Source organism: Mesorhizobium sp. L2C066B000, from assembly GCF_000502335.1.
Classification (GTDB): Bacteria; Pseudomonadota; Alphaproteobacteria; order Rhizobiales; family Rhizobiaceae; genus Mesorhizobium.
In genome coordinates this window covers 1,816,935-1,831,902 of the sequence record NZ_AYWZ01000001.1, presented here as the reverse complement: position 1 = coordinate 1,831,902, position 14,968 = coordinate 1,816,935, and the positions used below count along the sequence as shown (strand labels likewise).

The 14,968-nt window shown below is 62.0% G+C and carries 20 protein-coding genes and 1 pseudogene; 7 read left to right on the top strand and 14 right to left on the bottom strand.

Going from position 1 to position 14,968, the window contains the following annotated elements; genetic code table 11:
• Window positions 1-63: 63 nt before the first annotated feature.
• Window positions 64-831, bottom strand: a complete 768-nt coding sequence (locus X733_RS157495; RefSeq protein WP_023734412.1) for a rhomboid family intramembrane serine protease — start codon at window positions 829-831, stop codon at window positions 64-66.
• 400 nt (window positions 832-1,231) lie between these two features.
• Between X733_RS157495 and X733_RS01000000165975 the strand changes: the two are divergent.
• The 3 genes and pseudogenes from X733_RS01000000165975 to X733_RS157505 all read left to right on the top strand — a co-directional run bounded on the left by X733_RS01000000165975 (window position 1,232) and on the right by X733_RS157505 (window position 3,575).
• Window positions 1,232-1,937, top strand: a pseudogene (locus tag X733_RS01000000165975) (PAS domain-containing protein).
• 124 nt (window positions 1,938-2,061) lie between these two features.
• Window positions 2,062-2,679 carry a PilZ domain-containing protein gene (locus X733_RS157500; protein WP_023667501.1) on the top strand — a complete coding sequence of 206 codons (618 nt, stop codon included), beginning with the start codon at window positions 2,062-2,064 and terminating at the stop codon, window positions 2,677-2,679.
• Window positions 2,680-2,966: 287 nt separating this feature from the next.
• The gene (locus X733_RS157505) at window positions 2,967-3,575 is read left to right on the top strand and encodes a transglutaminase-like cysteine peptidase (RefSeq protein ID WP_023818183.1); all 609 of its coding nucleotides are present in this window, start codon (window positions 2,967-2,969) and stop codon (window positions 3,573-3,575) included.
• Window positions 3,576-3,818: 243 nt separating this feature from the next.
• Here X733_RS157505 and X733_RS157510 read toward each other — a convergent pair whose 3' ends face one another.
• Together X733_RS157510 and X733_RS157515 are read right to left on the bottom strand one after the other, a co-directional pair.
• Window positions 3,819-4,346, bottom strand: coding sequence for a gamma carbonic anhydrase family protein (locus tag X733_RS157510; RefSeq protein ID WP_023818182.1), 528 nt, complete (start codon window positions 4,344-4,346; stop codon window positions 3,819-3,821).
• Window positions 4,347-4,431: 85 nt separating this feature from the next.
• Entirely contained in the window at window positions 4,432-4,800 is a 369-nt protein-coding gene (locus tag X733_RS157515) for a hypothetical protein (RefSeq protein ID WP_023818181.1), read from the bottom strand.
• A gap of 110 nt (window positions 4,801-4,910) precedes the next feature.
• On the opposite strand from X733_RS157515, the gene X733_RS157520 reads away from it, so the two are divergent.
• Window positions 4,911-5,636 carry a hypothetical protein gene (locus X733_RS157520; protein ID WP_023818180.1) on the top strand — a complete coding sequence of 242 codons (726 nt, stop codon included), beginning with the start codon at window positions 4,911-4,913 and terminating at the stop codon, window positions 5,634-5,636.
• A 289-nt stretch (window positions 5,637-5,925) separates the two neighbouring features.
• Here the strand turns inward: X733_RS157520 and X733_RS157525 are convergent, their stop codons facing one another.
• Window positions 5,926-6,129, bottom strand: coding sequence for a DUF3126 family protein (locus X733_RS157525; RefSeq protein ID WP_023818179.1), 204 nt, complete (start codon window positions 6,127-6,129; stop codon window positions 5,926-5,928).
• A 256-nt stretch (window positions 6,130-6,385) separates the two neighbouring features.
• Window positions 6,386-7,234: a serine O-acetyltransferase gene (gene cysE / locus X733_RS157530; protein WP_023667506.1), complete on the bottom strand. Its 849-nt coding sequence runs from the start codon at window positions 7,232-7,234 to the stop codon at window positions 6,386-6,388.
• A gap of 133 nt (window positions 7,235-7,367) precedes the next feature.
• Here cysE and X733_RS157535 point away from each other — a divergent pair, with 133 nt between their 5' ends.
• Complete coding sequence (locus X733_RS157535) at window positions 7,368-7,982, top strand: hypothetical protein (protein ID WP_023818178.1); 615 nt, start codon at window positions 7,368-7,370, stop codon at window positions 7,980-7,982.
• Here the strand turns inward: X733_RS157535 and X733_RS157540 are convergent.
• From X733_RS157540 to X733_RS0134255, 6 genes are all read right to left on the bottom strand, one after another.
• Window positions 7,979-8,449 carry a GNAT family N-acetyltransferase gene (locus X733_RS157540; RefSeq protein ID WP_245263957.1) on the bottom strand — a complete coding sequence of 157 codons (471 nt, stop codon included), beginning with the start codon at window positions 8,447-8,449 and terminating at the stop codon, window positions 7,979-7,981. The two genes, X733_RS157535 and X733_RS157540, sit on opposite strands and share 4 nt — an antisense overlap.
• A 57-nt stretch (window positions 8,450-8,506) precedes the next feature.
• Complete coding sequence (locus X733_RS157545) at window positions 8,507-8,821, bottom strand: hypothetical protein (RefSeq protein WP_023710587.1); 315 nt, start codon at window positions 8,819-8,821, stop codon at window positions 8,507-8,509.
• Window positions 8,822-8,891: 70 nt separating this feature from the next.
• A complete protein-coding gene (locus X733_RS157550; protein WP_023695388.1) occupies window positions 8,892-9,263 on the bottom strand; it encodes a hypothetical protein in 372 nt (123 codons plus the stop codon).
• Between the two features lie 57 nt (window positions 9,264-9,320).
• Window positions 9,321-10,088, bottom strand: coding sequence for an alpha/beta hydrolase (locus X733_RS157555; RefSeq protein WP_023729814.1), 768 nt, complete (start codon window positions 10,086-10,088; stop codon window positions 9,321-9,323).
• Between the two features lie 10 nt (window positions 10,089-10,098).
• Complete coding sequence (locus X733_RS157560) at window positions 10,099-10,671, bottom strand: DUF192 domain-containing protein (protein WP_023691205.1); 573 nt, start codon at window positions 10,669-10,671, stop codon at window positions 10,099-10,101.
• A 113-nt stretch (window positions 10,672-10,784) separates the two neighbouring features.
• Window positions 10,785-11,381 carry a cold-shock protein gene (locus tag X733_RS0134255; protein WP_031193130.1) on the bottom strand — a complete coding sequence of 199 codons (597 nt, stop codon included), beginning with the start codon at window positions 11,379-11,381 and terminating at the stop codon, window positions 10,785-10,787.
• A gap of 359 nt (window positions 11,382-11,740) precedes the next feature.
• On the opposite strand from X733_RS0134255, the gene X733_RS157565 reads away from it, so the two are divergent.
• Together X733_RS157565 and X733_RS157570 are read left to right on the top strand one after the other, a co-directional pair.
• The gene (locus X733_RS157565) at window positions 11,741-12,181 is read left to right on the top strand and encodes a VOC family protein (protein WP_023818176.1); all 441 of its coding nucleotides are present in this window, start codon (window positions 11,741-11,743) and stop codon (window positions 12,179-12,181) included.
• Window positions 12,182-12,314: 133 nt separating this feature from the next.
• Window positions 12,315-12,608 carry a DUF2218 domain-containing protein gene (locus tag X733_RS157570; RefSeq protein WP_023681521.1) on the top strand — a complete coding sequence of 98 codons (294 nt, stop codon included), beginning with the start codon at window positions 12,315-12,317 and terminating at the stop codon, window positions 12,606-12,608.
• 105 nt (window positions 12,609-12,713) lie between these two features.
• On the opposite strand, the gene X733_RS157575 is transcribed toward X733_RS157570, so the two are convergent.
• The 3 genes from X733_RS157575 to ilvA are packed head-to-tail and all read right to left on the bottom strand — an operon-like array spanning window position 12,714 to window position 14,848.
• Window positions 12,714-13,022, bottom strand: a complete 309-nt coding sequence (locus tag X733_RS157575; RefSeq protein ID WP_081731510.1) for an outer membrane beta-barrel protein — start codon at window positions 13,020-13,022, stop codon at window positions 12,714-12,716.
• Window positions 13,023-13,049: 27 nt separating this feature from the next.
• Window positions 13,050-13,595 (bottom strand): DUF1697 domain-containing protein, encoded by a 546-nt coding sequence (locus X733_RS157580; RefSeq protein ID WP_023818175.1) that lies wholly within the window; start codon window positions 13,593-13,595, stop codon window positions 13,050-13,052.
• On the bottom strand, window positions 13,592-14,848 hold the full coding sequence (ilvA, locus tag X733_RS157585; RefSeq protein ID WP_023818174.1) for a threonine ammonia-lyase IlvA: 1,257 nt from the start codon (window positions 14,846-14,848) through the stop codon (window positions 13,592-13,594). The genes X733_RS157580 and ilvA overlap by 4 nt, the downstream gene beginning before the upstream one ends.
• Window positions 14,849-14,968: the final 120 nt, after the last annotated feature.

Genomic DNA, 14,968 nt, shown 5'->3' with positions numbered 1-14,968 from the left:
GTGATCGGTTGCTTTTCAAGTGTGCCAGTGGGGTGTGCCAGTGGGGTGCGCCAATAGAGTGCGCTAGTCGGGGGTGCGCTGGTCGTCGGGGATCTCCCATTCAGGCGCCCGCCAGCGCCGGTCGAACCAGCGCAATCCGAAGAAGCCTGCGACGAGGCCGCCAATGTGCGCTTCCCAGGCGATCTGGCCGGGTTCTCCGAGCCCGAGACCGTAAAGGCCGGTGGCGAGATTGATGACCATCCAGGCGCCGAGAAAATTGACGACGCCGCGCATGCGCAAAACGACTGCGATCGGCAGCACGGGACCGGCAAAGGCCGCCCTGCCGGAGGAGCGGTCGGTACGGAACCCGAAGCGAGCCGCCGCACCCATCATGCCCGATATCGCCCCGGAAGCGCCGACCAGCGGTGCTTCGCCGTATGGATGGACCGCCCAGAACAGCACCACCGCGGCCAGCCCGGTGGCGGCGAAAAACAAGGCGAACCAGAACCAGCCGAGACGGTTGGCCAGCGGCGACCCGAAGGCGGCCAGCGCAACCATGTTGATGGCAATGTGGGCAACGCCACCATGCATGAAGGCATAGGTGAAAGGACGGGTGAAGAGGAACCAGTCGAAACCGTATTGGCCGGTGTAGAGGACCGGAATGAAGGCGCCGTCGGTGAGCAATGTTATCTGCTGCTCTTCGGTCAGCACATATTGCTGCAGCAGGAAGACGGCAACGCAGATGCCGATCACCGCCAGCACCGCCGGTGGCAGGTTGAACACCGGCTCGCGGCGCGGCGGCGGCGCCTCCGCGGTCTGTTCGGTCTCCAGGGGGCCGGCCGGTTCGCTCATATGCTCTGATCCAGGGATTTGCGTGTCGCGAGCATCTAGGCCATGCCCGGACAAATCACAAACTACGAATCACAAAGCGCGAATCACAAACCGCGAATCAAAAAGAAGCCGTCCAAGGTTTCCCTTGAACGGCTGGTCGAGCCCCCTGCTCCCCTAAAACTATTGACCGAAGTGCTGTTGGTCGTCGCGAAACGACCGCTTCTGGAGTGGTTTTGGTGTGCCATGGCAAGCCTGCGCGCGCAACGTAAACCACTTGTTAACCTTAACGCCCCCGACCCGTGAACAAGTCTTAACGACGCTGGCACGCATCCTGCTCCGGAACGCATGTAGGTCATCGGAGGGCGCCCTTTCTGTTCACCGATGGGACCATCAGACGGCAGAATGCGCGGAGTTTAATAGCATGAACCAGAACGGATCAATCGCGCTGTTCCATTATTGGAATCGCCTGCGTGGTGGACGTCCTGCCCCAAAGCGTTCGGAGATCGAACCGGCCGACATCAAGGCGCTTTTGGCCGACACCTTCATCCTGGAAAGGGATACGCGCGGCGAAGCGGTGTTCCGGCTCGCCGGCACCAGGCTTTGCGCCGGCTATGGCCGCGAGCTCAAGGGGTTTTCGTTCCCCTCGCTATGGCGTGAGAAGGACCAGCGGCTGGTGTCGCGCCTCATTCACGGGGTTTTCGAGCAGAAATCCGTGGTGCTGATCACTTATGAGGGGTTCAGCCGCAGCGGCCGTTCCAACCACTTCGAACTGCTTGCGCTGCCGCTCGATGGCGGCGTCGAGAACCCGCGCTGCCTCGGCGTCATCAGCGCCGTGGAAAAGCCGTTCTGGCTGGGCGCCGACCCGATCACCGATGCGCTGATCGATGCCATCCACGTCATCGATCCCGACAAGGACCCGATGTTCCTGAAAAACCGGCCGGAAATATCCGTTCCGTCGTTGGCTCCCGAACTCGAAGCGCCGGAGACCATCTCGGCGCTCGGNCCGGCCGGAAATATCCGTTCCGTCGTTGGCTCCCGAACTCGAAGCGCCGGAGACCATCTCGGCGCTCGGTCGGTCGCGCCGTATCCGCCACCTCGTCGTGTTCGACGGCGGGCGCGAGCAATAGTCTCCAAGCCGGCGCTAATCTTAACTATCGGCGGCCCGCTTTTCCCCTTTGTTAACCTGCTTGGCTGTAGTTTTTGCCGAGATTCCACGCACGACGCGGGAATGCCAACGGGGTGTAGGCAGTCATGAGGTCAGCGGCGGTCGAATACGCACCGTCCCGCGCCGAAAGGCGTAATTTTCAGCGCGTCCGGGTCAAGATCTACGGGCGCTTCATGCTGGAGGACCGCACCGAGCACCCCTGCCAGGTCGTCGATATGTCGCCGGGCAATGTCGCGCTGCGCACCGAGCGCGTCGGCATGCCGGGCGAAAAAATCATTGCCTATATCGATCATATCGGCCGCATCGAGGGCGTGGTGACGCGCACTTCGCAGGACGGCTTTGCCATGACCGTCATTGCCTCGGATCGCAAGAAGGACAAACTGGCCGCGCAGTTGACCTGGCTCGCCAACAAGCATGAACTCGACCTGCCGGAAGACCGCCGCCACGAACGCGTGGCGCCGCGCAACCCGACAAGCGTGCTGCAGCTCACCGATGGGCGGCAGTACCAGTGCCGCATCATCGACCTGTCGCTGTCGGGCGCGGCGGTCGAGATCGACGTCAAGCCGGCGCTCGGCATCCAGGTGATGCTGGGCACCATGCGTGGCCAGGTGGTGCGTCATTTCGAGGATGGCGTCGCCATCGAATTCGCCGTCATCCAGCGCCCGGAAACGCTCGATTCCGAGTTCAACGCTCCGCGCGCCTGAACGATCGGCAACAGGCAGCAAAGACGAACCCGCCCTGCGCGGCCGGTTTTTGTTGCCGGCGTTCCGCCTGCCTCTGCAGCTTGTAGCGGCACTCGCAAATCCACGGCTCCACCCGGAATCCGCGCCTCCGACACCGCGGTTTTACGCCGAGACCCTGAACGATTTTATATTAAAATAGATCAAATTTTACGCTTATTCTATTGGGGTTTTACTCAATGTCTACTTCGGGTTTTTGCGTCAAATAAATCCAACGCTGTCATTGTCTCCTCAAACGGGGAGACTGACCAATGGCGAAGATTTGGGGCAAGCTGTTGCTCTTGGCAATGGCGATGCAGCTTCCCGCTTGGGGAACGGCGCAAGCAGCAGGACCGGCCTACATGCACACTGGCGGCCGCACGACACAGCCGGTCGGTCACTACGAATTCTGCCAGAAGCTGCCGCAGGAATGCGCTCAGCGCACGCCGAAGCAGACACCGGTCGAACTGACCCGCAAGCTGTGGGCGGCGATCGTCGACGTCAACAATTCTGTCAACACCCGGATCGTGCCGCGCACCGACATGGAAATGTGGGGCAAGGAAGAGGTCTGGTCCTATCCCGACAGCGGCTTCGGCGACTGCGAGGATTATGCGCTGGAGAAGCGCCGCGAATTGATGGCGCTCGGCGTTCCCGCCGGCAATCTCTTGATGACCGTGGCGCGCCAACAAAATGGCGACGGCCATGCGGTGCTGACCGTGCGCACCAGCCTCGGCGAGTTCATCCTCGATAATCTGGAGTCCAAGGTGCTGTCCTGGACCGACACCGACTACACCTACCTGAAGCGCCAGTCCGACCAGAATTCCGGCGTGTGGGTGACGATCAACGACGGCCGCGCCGACGCGGTCGCCAGCGTCCGCTAGGACGCCATTACAGAGGTCAAGCACATCGAATAATGCGACGTGCCTAACGAGAAAGCCCGGTCGAGTCCCCACCCTCCCCGTCCCCAACGACCGGGTTTTAAGGAGCCGGCCCCGTCCCCGGGCCGGCTCCACCATTTCAGACCATGATCCCGAACCGAAGGACCGCGTCAGCGAAAGCGAGAAACGATTTTTGCTGCGCTGACCCGCCGTTCGGGAAAGATCATCGTCAAACAGGAATAGAGTTCAGGCCTTCTTCAGCCCGGCCTTGAAGCGCTTGCCGTTGGCGACATAGTGCGCGGCCGAGGCGCGCAGCCTGGCGACCGCGGCATCGTCCAGCGTCCTGATCACCCGCGCGGGCGAGCCGACGATCAGGCAATTGTCGGGGAACTCCTTGCCCTCGGTGACCAGCGCGCCCGCGCCGACCAGCGAGTTCTTGCCGATCCTGGCGCCGTTGAGCACGATGGCGCCCATGCCGATCAGGCTGTTGTCGCCGATCGTGCAGCCATGCAGCAAGGCGCGGTGGCCGATCGTGCAGCCCTGCCCGATCGTCAGGGGAAAACCGGGATCGGTGTGCATCACCGTATGCTCCTGGACATTGCTGTCGGCACCGATGACGATCGCCTCGTTGTCGCCGCGGATGACCACGCCAAACCAGAAGCCGGCATTGCGACCGACGCTGATGTCGCCGATCAACGTCGCGTCCGGCGCGATCCAGTTGCTGTCGGGATCCTCGAAACGGGGCGATTTTCCATCGATTGCATAGGTCGGCATTTGCAGTCTCCGATTCGTCGCAGGCCGGGATAAACCCTAAAACAATCCGAGCAAAACCGCGTGCCGGTTTTCCCCCGCAATTGCCTCACGGCAAATACCGCGCCAGCGTTTCCACCAAAAGCTGAAGCGCACCAGGAGAGCCAATGCCCCAAGAGGCAATGGCGATCAGCACGATGCCCAGCGCCAGCGCCCAGGCGATCACCGTGCAGCCGCAGGACACCAGCATCAGCGTCGAAATGCGGCCCTCGCGCCGCGCATCGAGCGCATCGTTGGCGAGCATGAACGGCCCGGCGCAAGCGGTCGCGACCAGCGAGCGCAGGATGTACGCCGGCGACACATAAGGCTCGGCAAAGGCAAGCCGGCGGCCCGCCGCCAGTTCCATCACGGACCCGGTAAGCCCGCAGGCGGTGAGGCCGACGGCGAAAGCGAAGAGAACGGGCAGCAGCAGGCTCATCTTTACCTTCCGTTTACCATGAAATCGCACAGTCGCGTCCAGCGCAGCAAGAGCCATGCCGCGGCATGTGTGCCGCCCAGGGACAGAGGGCGGCGACTATGGGGATTGCGATGAAGCAGGCAGCGACCGCAGAAGAGTTCAACGTCGTCGATTCCGTGCTGATGAAGCGGGTGTTCTATGCTTTTGCCGCATTGGCGCTGCTGTCGCTGGCGATCAGCCTTGGCGGAAAATGGTTCGGCCGCTCGATCGCCATGGCCGGCTACACCGACGACACCACAGTCCACAAGGTGGTGATCGGCAACAATGTCATTGCCGTGCCGGCCAACGCCATCCGCTTCCTGCAGGCGCGCCGCGACGGCATCGCTTCGCGCCTCGACCTTTATCTGCGCTATCCCCAGATGGACGGCTACAGCGAAGCCGCACGCGACGATTTCAACCACACGGGCACGGCCAAGAACATCATCTTCCTGTCGTTCGAACCGCAGATGATGTCGCGCGACATGAGCGGCCGTTTCGCGCCGATCTATAGCGCGCTGATCAGCCAGCCCGGCGCGCCCGGCCCCGGCGGCACGACGATTTACGGCTTTAGCGAAAAATCAGGCTATCTCAACGAGGTGCTTGCGGTCGCCGACCGGCCCGGGAAGGACCCGTTCGTCGCCCGCTGCCTGAGCGGACCGAGCGCCGAGGAATCGCTGGCGCCCTGCGAGCGGGACATCCAGGTCGGCGACAGCCTCAGCCTGACCTACCGCTTTCCCCGGGAGTTGCTGGGCAACTGGCCGGCGCTTGACGCCGCTATCGTCGCCGAGGCCACGCGCGTCCTGAAGACGGGGCGCTAGCCTGCCTCTGTTCGGGCGAAGCGACGCGGCGCAGAAGTTTACGACCGTTGGCGGGACAGCCCCCCTTTGTCCTGCCGGACATCTCCCCGCAAGGGGGAGATTACGCCCCCATCACTGCTTTCGCCAATTATCGAGGTTGCAGAAGAAGAGCCGAGGACGGAACTGCCGATCTCCCCCCTTGCGGGGGAGATGTCCGGCAGGACAGAGGGGGGTGGGAAGGATCGCCGAGGCTTGCTCTTCATCTCCCCACTTCGTTGGAGATAGGCAACTCCGATCCCCAGTTCCGCGATCAGGCCAGATCGATGTCGAGGATCGCCATCGAGAAATTATAGTCGCCGTCGTCCTCGTCCTTGAAGACGATGCCGAGGAACTCGTCGCCGACATAGACCTCGGCCGAATCTTCCTTGCGCGGCCGCGCCTTCACCTCGAGTCTGGGATTCTGGAAGACGCGCTTGAAATAGGCGTCCAGCTTTCTGATTTCGTCCGGCTTCAAAAGTCTTCTCCGATCGTCGGGCTTGCTCGTTGGAACGCGCTTCTGGCACGTCGACAATGGCGATGTAAAGGCAAGCCGGTTGGATAGAACGCGAACCCTGGAGCCGGATGATTTCAGGTCGAATCCAAATCCGCCTCTAAATCAAGGAGGTAGAGCATGATGTCGTCCGAAAACCGCCTCACACTTTTCGGCATCATGCTTCAGAGGCAACGGCGCCGGCAACCGGACTTCAGTCCGGCGCGCCGGGTGTTGCAAATCAGATGTCGAAGCTGACGACCTGGTCCATCGATTGCGACGGCAAAAGCTGGTCCATCTGGCGCGAAGGCTGGTCGCAGCCGGTCTCGCCGACGACGCGGGCCGGTACGCCGGCAACCGTCTTGTTGTGCGGCACCGGCGACAGCACGACCGAGCCTGCCGCGATCTTCGAGCAATGGCCGATCTCGATATTGCCGAGAATCTTGGCGCCGGCGCCGATCAGTACGCCGTAACGGATCTTGGGGTGGCGGTCGCCGCCGGCCTTGCCCGTGCCGCCCAGCGTCACGCCGTGCAGGATCGACACATCGTCCTCGATCACCGCCGTCTCGCCGACGACGAGGCCGGTGGCGTGGTCGATGAAGATGCCCTTGCCGATGCGGGCGGCCGGGTTGATGTCGGTCTGGAACACCGAAGACGAGCGGCTCTGCAGATAGAGGGCGAAATCCTTGCGGCCCTGATTCCACAGCCAATGGGCCAGCCTGTGCGTCTGGATGGCGTGGAAACCCTTGAAATAGAGCACTGGCATGATGAAGCGGTCGCAGGCCGGATCGCGGTCGTAATAGGCCTGGATGTCGACACGCACGATCGACGACCATTCCTTGTCGTCGGCCAGCATCGACTTGAAGGTCTGGCGGATGAGGTCGGAACCGATGTCTTGATGTGCGAGCCGCTCGGCGAGCCGATGGATGACCGCCTCCTCCAGGCTCTCCTGGTTGAGGATTGTCGAATAGAGGAACGCCGCAAGAAGCGGGTCGCGATTGACCGCTTCCATCGCCTCGTCGCGGACCGAACGCCAGATCGGATCGACCGGCTGGACCATTGTGGGGCGGGAAATGCTGATGCTGTTCATCGACGTCTTGTCCTGCGTCCTGGCCGCTTGCCTATTCTCCGGCGGCACATATAAGCCAGATCATAGCACGATTGAACTCAATTTTCCTTAGTGCTCGGTGAAATGGATTTGGTTCACGGAAATTCAAGCCGCCATGGAAAACGAACCCTTGATCGACGCTCCGCTGAAACGCGCGCTTTGCCGGCTCTATCAAGCTCCGGATCGCCACTATCACAACCTCGCCCATATAGAGGCGTTGCTGGCGCTGGCGGACGAATATCGAGCATCGCTGCATGATTCCGGCGCCGTCGAAGCCGCAATCTGGTTCCATGACGCCATCTATGACAGCCGCGCCAAGGACAACGAGGCCAGGAGTGCGGCACTTGCTCAGGACAAACTTGTCGCCCGCACCGATCCGGAGCGCCTCGGCCGCATAGCGGCGATGATCGTCGCCACCGCCACGCATGAGCTGCCCAGCCTTCAACCACGGGGCCTTGCCGATGAGAACGCCCTCCGCGACGCAGCGCTTTTCCTCGACATGGACCTGGCGATCCTGGGTGCGTCACCCGACGCTTTCGACGCCTACGAACAAGCGGTCCGCCGCGAATATGGCTGGGTCGAGGAGCCGATGTGGCGCGCCGGCCGCGGCGTGATTCTCAAGACTTTCCTCGCGCGCCAGCATATTTTTCACTCGCAGGAATTCCGCCAGAGGTTCGAGCCCCAAGCCAGGCAAAACATGGCGCGGTCGCTCGAAACGCTCAAACCCTAATCCGGAAAGGTCTCCATGCGCTGCGCATAGGCTTTGAAACCGGCGCGCCGGTAAACCGCTTGCGCGCCAGGGTGATCGAAGGTGTCGGTGTGAAGCCAGACCCTTTGCGGCGCATGCAACCAGACGGCGCGAAGCGGCTGGTCGAGCAGGAATGGCCCAAACCTGCGGCGGTGGAAGACGGGGATCAGCCCGAAATGAACCAGCTCGACCTCAGGCTGGCCGACGCCGTTGAATTCGCACAGGCCAGCGGCCACGCCCTCGACGCGCAGCACGTGGATATGTGTCGAGGGCAGCGCCAGCAGGCGCTCGAGGTCTTCCGCCGGCATGCGCAGCCGCTGGTCCCATTGCACGGGCTCGCCGACCGCGTGGTAGAGGCTGATATAGTCGGCCACATCAAGTGTTTCACGCGCCACCGTGGCGCCCGATAGCGGGCAGTCGAAAGCCGGCGCCGAATTCGGTTCGCGCATGTCCATATAGGTGACAAAAGCGGCACCGCCTCCGGCTGCAAGCCAGACGAAGATCGATCACCTGAAGGCGCCAACGGACTTGGTGGCCGCCCAAACAAAGAACAGGCCGATCACCAACGACAGCCCGTTGAGGATGATACCAACGATGCCGAGGACACGATTGTCGTTTGAACGTCCCAGTGCCATCAAGCCAAAAACCACGCCGGTGATGTGCGCCAGCGGCGCCGCAACGAGAAACACCACCAGAAAAACCCCGCCGAGGACGTTTTGAGCGGCCAGCGACGCCTCGCCTGGCATCAACGCCAGCGTGACCACCGCCGCAAAATCCATTGCGAACGCCAGCAGGGCCAGGATCACCGAGCGTTTGCCCAAGCTGCTCCGCCCCGCCACGCCGGGCATTGCTATCGTGCTTCTTCCCCATCCGGCCATTACTCGTCCCCGATCAGGTGAAAGCGCCGATCGTCGATGCCATTGCCACAAGCAGCAGGAAGCCAACCGCCAGGGAGCCGCCGTTGAGCAGGATGCCGACGACCCCAAGCACGCGGCTATCGTTCGAACGCACCAGCGCCATCAGCCCGAAAATCAATCCGGCAATATGCGCCAACGGCCCTGCCAGCAGGAAAACCGCCATGAAGAAAGCCGTGGCGATGTTCTGGGCACGCTCGGATGCGTGGGCCGGCAGCGCCACCATTGTGGTCAGCGCTATCACACCGGCACCGAAGGCGAGCAGCGCCAGGATGACGGAACGCTTGCCGAACATGCTTGTCACGACGGCGCCCGGCAGAGCGTCGGCGCTTCTTCCCCATTGAGCCATTGTTTGCCACCCCTCGCCGGCCGCCCAATCCATATCGCCCGAAAAATCGCTTACCGGTTAAAGCGGATTTTCGGCATAAAACTCCAAAACCCGCTGCTTGAAGGTCTTGTCGCCCACAGCCAGCATATGGTCGCGGCCGTCTATGTGAAACACCTTGGCGTTCGGCATCAGCGCGGCGAGCTCGTCGGGCGAGCCGCCGATATCGTCTGTCGTCCCGACCGCAATCAGCGTCGGTTGGGCGATGCGCGTCATGTCGTGTTCGCTGAGCAGTTCGCGCGACGTGGCGATGCAGGCAGCCAATGCCCGGCGGTCGCTGCGCGTCTGATCGGCAAAGGCGCGAAAGGAGCGACCGCGCGGATGGCTGGTGGCGGCCGGATCGTCGGCCAGCAGCGCCTCGGCGATCGGATCCCAGTCGCCGACGCCGTCGACCATGCCGATGCCGAGGCCGCCGAAGACCAGCGTCGCCACCTTGTCGGGATCGGACAGCGCCAGGAACGCCGCGATGCGCGCGCCCATCGAATAGCCCATGACATGCGCGCGGCCGATGCCGAGATGGTCGAGCAGGGCCGCCGCGTCCGAAGCCATTTTGGCCGGGGTGTAGTCGGCCTCGTCATAGCTTTTCGACGACGAGCCGTGGCCGCGATTGTCGAAGGCGATGGCGCGATAGCCGGCATCGTTCAGCGTCTTGAACCAGCCGGGCGATACCCAGTTGACATAGTGGCTGGAGGCAAAGCCGTGGATCATCAGCACCGGATCGCCCGCCCCCGACGCCGGCCGGCGGTCGAGGAAGGCGAAGTCGAACCCGTCATGGGAGAAGAATTGCATCGGGAGCGGCTCAGCCGGCGCCGGGCGTGGGCGCGTTGCCCTTGTCCGATGGCGGCATGCCGGGGCCGGACACCGTGCCGACGGCCGGATGGCGCAGCAGATCGCCATGGTCGATGCCGTTTTTGGCGGCGGTGCCGGCCTTGAGCTCCAGCACGAAGCGCACTGGCACACCCGGCGAGATGACTGCATCGGACAATGGAGTGCCGTGCTTGACGGCCCGCACCTTGCCGTCCTGTCCAACAAAGATCAGGTCGAGCGGCATCGGCGTGTTGTGCATCCAGAAGCCGACCTGCTTCTGCATCTCGAAGACGAACAGCATGCCATGATTGTCGGCCATATCCTGGCGATACATCAGGCCGGCCTCGCGTTCCGAGTCGGTGTCGGCGACTTCGATCGAAAAGGATTTATCGCCCCCTTTCGTCGCCACGACCAAGGGTGTCGGATCGACGGGAAGGATCATCGCCTGACCGCCGGCGATCGTCTGCTGGGATGCGGTCGGCTGCCCGGAATAGAAGTAAGCGCCTGCGGCTACCGCAACGATGACGCAGAGCGCGCCCGCTGTCAGCCAGTTCCTGTACGCCATTGGAAATCCTCGACCAAAGACCATGATCCCTAAAAGTGGTCTCAGGTATTCGGATAAGATCGTGGTGAAACCAAGAAAAACGCCGTCCTGACTTCCTCAGGAAGGCTCGCGTCCTAATGCGCGACCGGCAAGGTGCCCATATCGGGGTGAATCTCGGCAGCCATGAGGCCCTTGTCACCGCGTCCGAATCGCACCAGCACGACCTGTCCGGGCCTGAGCTCGGTGATGCCATAGCGGCGCAGCGTCTCCATATGGACGAAGATATCCTCGGTGCCCTCGCCGCGCGTCAGAAAGCCGAAGCCCTTGGTGCGGTTGAACCACTTGACCAGCGCCCGCTCGAGCCCGCTTTCCGGCGTCACCGCCACATGGGTGCGCTGTTCCTGCATCTCGGCCGGATGGACCGCCGTAGTGGTGTCCATGGACAGCACCCGGAACGCCTGCAAACCACGGTCGCCGTGCTTGACAAGGCACACGACACGCGCGCCCTCCAATGCAGTCTGAAAACCGTCCTTTCGAAGGCAGGTGACATGGAGGAGGATGTCGCCCGAAGAACCGTCATCGGGAAGTATGAAACCGTAGCCCTTGGCCACGTCGAACCATTTGATGGCGCCGGCGATTTCGACAAGGTCGGCGCTATCGCCGCCACTGTCACTCTTCAGGGCGTCGTCAAGGTTCTCATCCCGCCTCGTGAAAGAGGCCTTATCCCCCATAAGAACGCCCCCTTTTTTTCAAGAAAACCGCAAGTGATTCTTGACATTAGATTAACACCGCCGCTTCCGGGGTGTGCAAGACCTGCCGTGCCTTTTTTCGCGGTTGAATACAGGAATAGCTGACTTGTTGTTTGCCGGCGTCGCTGCCGACAGCAATGACGATCCATCAAGGCGGTCAACCGGTCGGCAATTTGCAAGGGATTTCGCCGAAATCGGCAACCACTTGTGTCCGACGCTTTTGTCAGAGCAATCTGATTTTTTCCAAAACCGGTGACCACTTTTCCAGTCCGATGCTCGTTGCCCTTCGGCGGGGTGGACCTTATGTTGCCTCGCAACCCAAACATTCCCGAGGAAATCCCATGCGCTACCTCCACACAATGGTCCGTGTCGCCGACGTCGATGTCTCGCTTGATTTCTACTGCAAAAAGCTCGGCCTTAAGGAAGTGCGCCGCTACGAAAACGAGCAGGGCCGCTTCACGCTGATCTTCCTCGCCGCCTCCGAGGATGTAGAAAGCGGCATCACTGAGAAGGCGCCGCTGATCGAACTGACCTACAATTGGGATCCGGAGGAGTACAAGGGCGGCCGCAATTTCGGCCATCTCGCCTATGAGGTCGACGACATCTACGCCACCTGCCAGCATCTGATGGACAATGGCGTCATCATCAACCGGCCGCCGCGCGACGGCAACATGGCCTTCGTCAAGTCGCCGGACGGCATCTCCTTCGAACTGCTGCAGAAGGGCCCGGCCAAGCCCAAGGCCGAGCCGTGGGCGTCGATGCCGAACACCGGCACCTGGTAGCGATCACGCCATCTTGAGCGAGGCGGCCGCGCCGACAAGCCGGCCGCCTTTGCCATTTCGAGCAACGGCACCTATTTACCTGCCTGTCGCGCCAGCCAAACAAAGCCAGTGCCTCATCCAGGAGAATTCATTTATGCCGACCAGCCGTGCCGATGTCACCACCGCATATGCCAGCCGCTATTTGCAGCAGCTGTGCAAGCACTGGGCGCACAAATTTCCGGTCGAGTTCGATCCAAACCACGGCACCATCGATCTGTCGCTCGGCCGAACGGTTCTCGATGCCGATGCGGCAGCGCTGCATATCACGGTGTCGACGGATGAAAGTGGATCGCTGGAGCGCATGGAGAGCGTCGTTGCCGATCACATCAAGCGCTTCGCCTTCCGCGAGGAGCTGACTTTCGAGTGGAAGCAGGCTCCGGCGACCTGATCTGCTGTCAGCCGCAACGCCGAACGCCGGAAGCTGCCAGCCCCGGACAACATTATGGCGTCACTTGGTTGCGACGCCATCTGAATTGTCGGAACGACGGATCGATCAGAACTTGTAGTTCAGGCCGATCTTGATCGTATGGGCGTCGATCTTCACCCTTGCGTCGTTGCCCTCGATATCTGTCAAACGGACCTTGCCGAAGTCGAAGTACTGGTATTCCAGCTTCGTGGTCCATTTGTCGGCGAAGGCCCATTCGACACCGCCACCGATCGTATAGCCGAAGCGGCCTCCGCTCCTCGATGCGCTGCTGTCCGGGTCGGGCACCCCGTCAAAATCGAAAGTATCGCCATAACTCAATTTGTAGTGAGTCGCCGCCGCGCCGCCCTTGTTGTTTAGCCGAGACTTAATTAGCATCGCGACCGCAATGCAGATCTAAGCGATTCAAAGCGAACGCGCCATCTGCAGCAGCGCCAGCACCGAGCGCCAGTTGCGCGCGGTGCCGGGCACTTTCAGCACGCGCGGGATGAGATTGGCGAACACCGATTTGCCGAGCCCGTCCGGCGCCTTGAGGTAGAGCACGTCGTCCCTGACCTCGAAGCTTTCCGGGCCGGTGCATTTTTCGGCAAGCCTGGCGATCTCGTCCGCCGTCGGCTGGCGCTCCAGCGTGTAGGCGTGAAGCTTGGTCGGATCGCCGGCGACTTCCGGATAAGGATTCTCCTTCACCAACCGTTCGAACCAGGAGAGATCGCGCACCATGATGCGCGAGTGAAAGCCCCATTTTTTCTCGAACGCCATTTCGATCTGTTTCGCCAGCGTGGCGGCGTCGCCCTTCTTGGTCCGGAACACGACATTGCCGCTCTGCACATAACTGGCGACATCGGTGAAGCCTAGCGCCTCGAATAACGCCCGCAACTCCGCCATCTGGACGATGCGGTTGCCGCCGACATTGATGCCGGAAAACAGTGCGACGAAGACAGTGCCGCTCATATGATGAACCCGGCCAGGGTCTCGTTGTCGGTGATGTCCTGATAGTGCACGCCCTCGGCCTCGAAATTCGCCCTCAGCAAATCGAAGTTTCGCCGGTCTTTGGTTTCGATGCCAATAAGCACAGAGCCGAAATTGCGCGCCGATTTCTTCAGATATTCGAAGCGCGCGATGTCGTCGTCGGGACCGAGCAGTTCGAGGAAGTCGCGCAGCGCGCCCGGCCGCTGCGGAAAGCGGATGATAAAATATTTCTTCAGCCCCTCGAAGCGCAGCGCCCGCTCCTTCACGTCGGGCAGCCGCTCGAAATCGAAATTGCCGCCCGACACCACCGCGACGATGGTCTTGCCGCGGATTTCCTTGCGCGAAAAATCCTTCAACGCGTCGATCGCCAAGGCACCGGCCGGCTCCAGCACCACACCTTCGATGTTGAGCATCTCGATCATGGTGGCGCAGAGCCGGTTCTCAGGGATCAGCCGCACCGCCTGAGCGGCGAACTCCTTGAGGTGGCGCAACGGCTCGCGGCCGATCTCGGCCACCGCCGCGCCGTCGACGAAATTGTCGACATTGGCGAGCCGGACGCGCTTGCCGCTGGCGAGGCTCTGATGCAGGCTCGGCGCACCGGCCGGTTCGCAAAAGACGTAGCGCGCGTCACGTTGCTGATCGGCGAAATAGTGCGTCACCCCCGCGGCCAGGCCACCGCCGCCGACCGGCAGCATGATGATGTCGGGCATGCGCGCGCCCGGCATCTGGTCGGCGATCTCATAGGCGACCGTCGCCTGCCCCTCGATAATGTCCTTGTGGTCGAAGGGCGGCACCATATGCGCGCCGGAACTTTCGGTGAATTCGAAGGCGGCGCGGTAGCAGTCGTCGAAGAAGTCGCCGACCAGCCTGATCTCGACGAAATCGCCGCCGAACAGCCGCGTCTTGTCGATCTTTTGCTGCGGCGTCGTCACCGGCATGAAGACCACGCCCTTCCTGCCGAAATGGCGGCAGACGAAGGCAAAGCCTTGCGCATGGTTGCCGGCCGAGGCGCAGACAAACAGCTCGGCCTCGTTGCCTGCGGCCAGTGCCTTGCGGAAAAAGTTGAAGGCGCCGCGGATCTTGTAGGAGCGCACCGGCGAAAGATCCTCGCGCTTCAAGAGCACCCGAGCCCCCGTCTTCTTCGACAAATAGTCGTTTTCCTGCAGCGGCGTTTCGGGAAAGATCTCGCGGATCGCGGCTGCGGCGGTGGCGACACGGGAGGAGAAACTGTTCATGGCGCCGTCACCTCTGGATCGAATGGTTCGAAGGCGAAGCCTATTGCACAATTCGCCGTTTGCAGCCACCGATGCGGCGCGGCCGCTTTGGCGCGCCAGCAGGAAATCCATTGGAGCCAT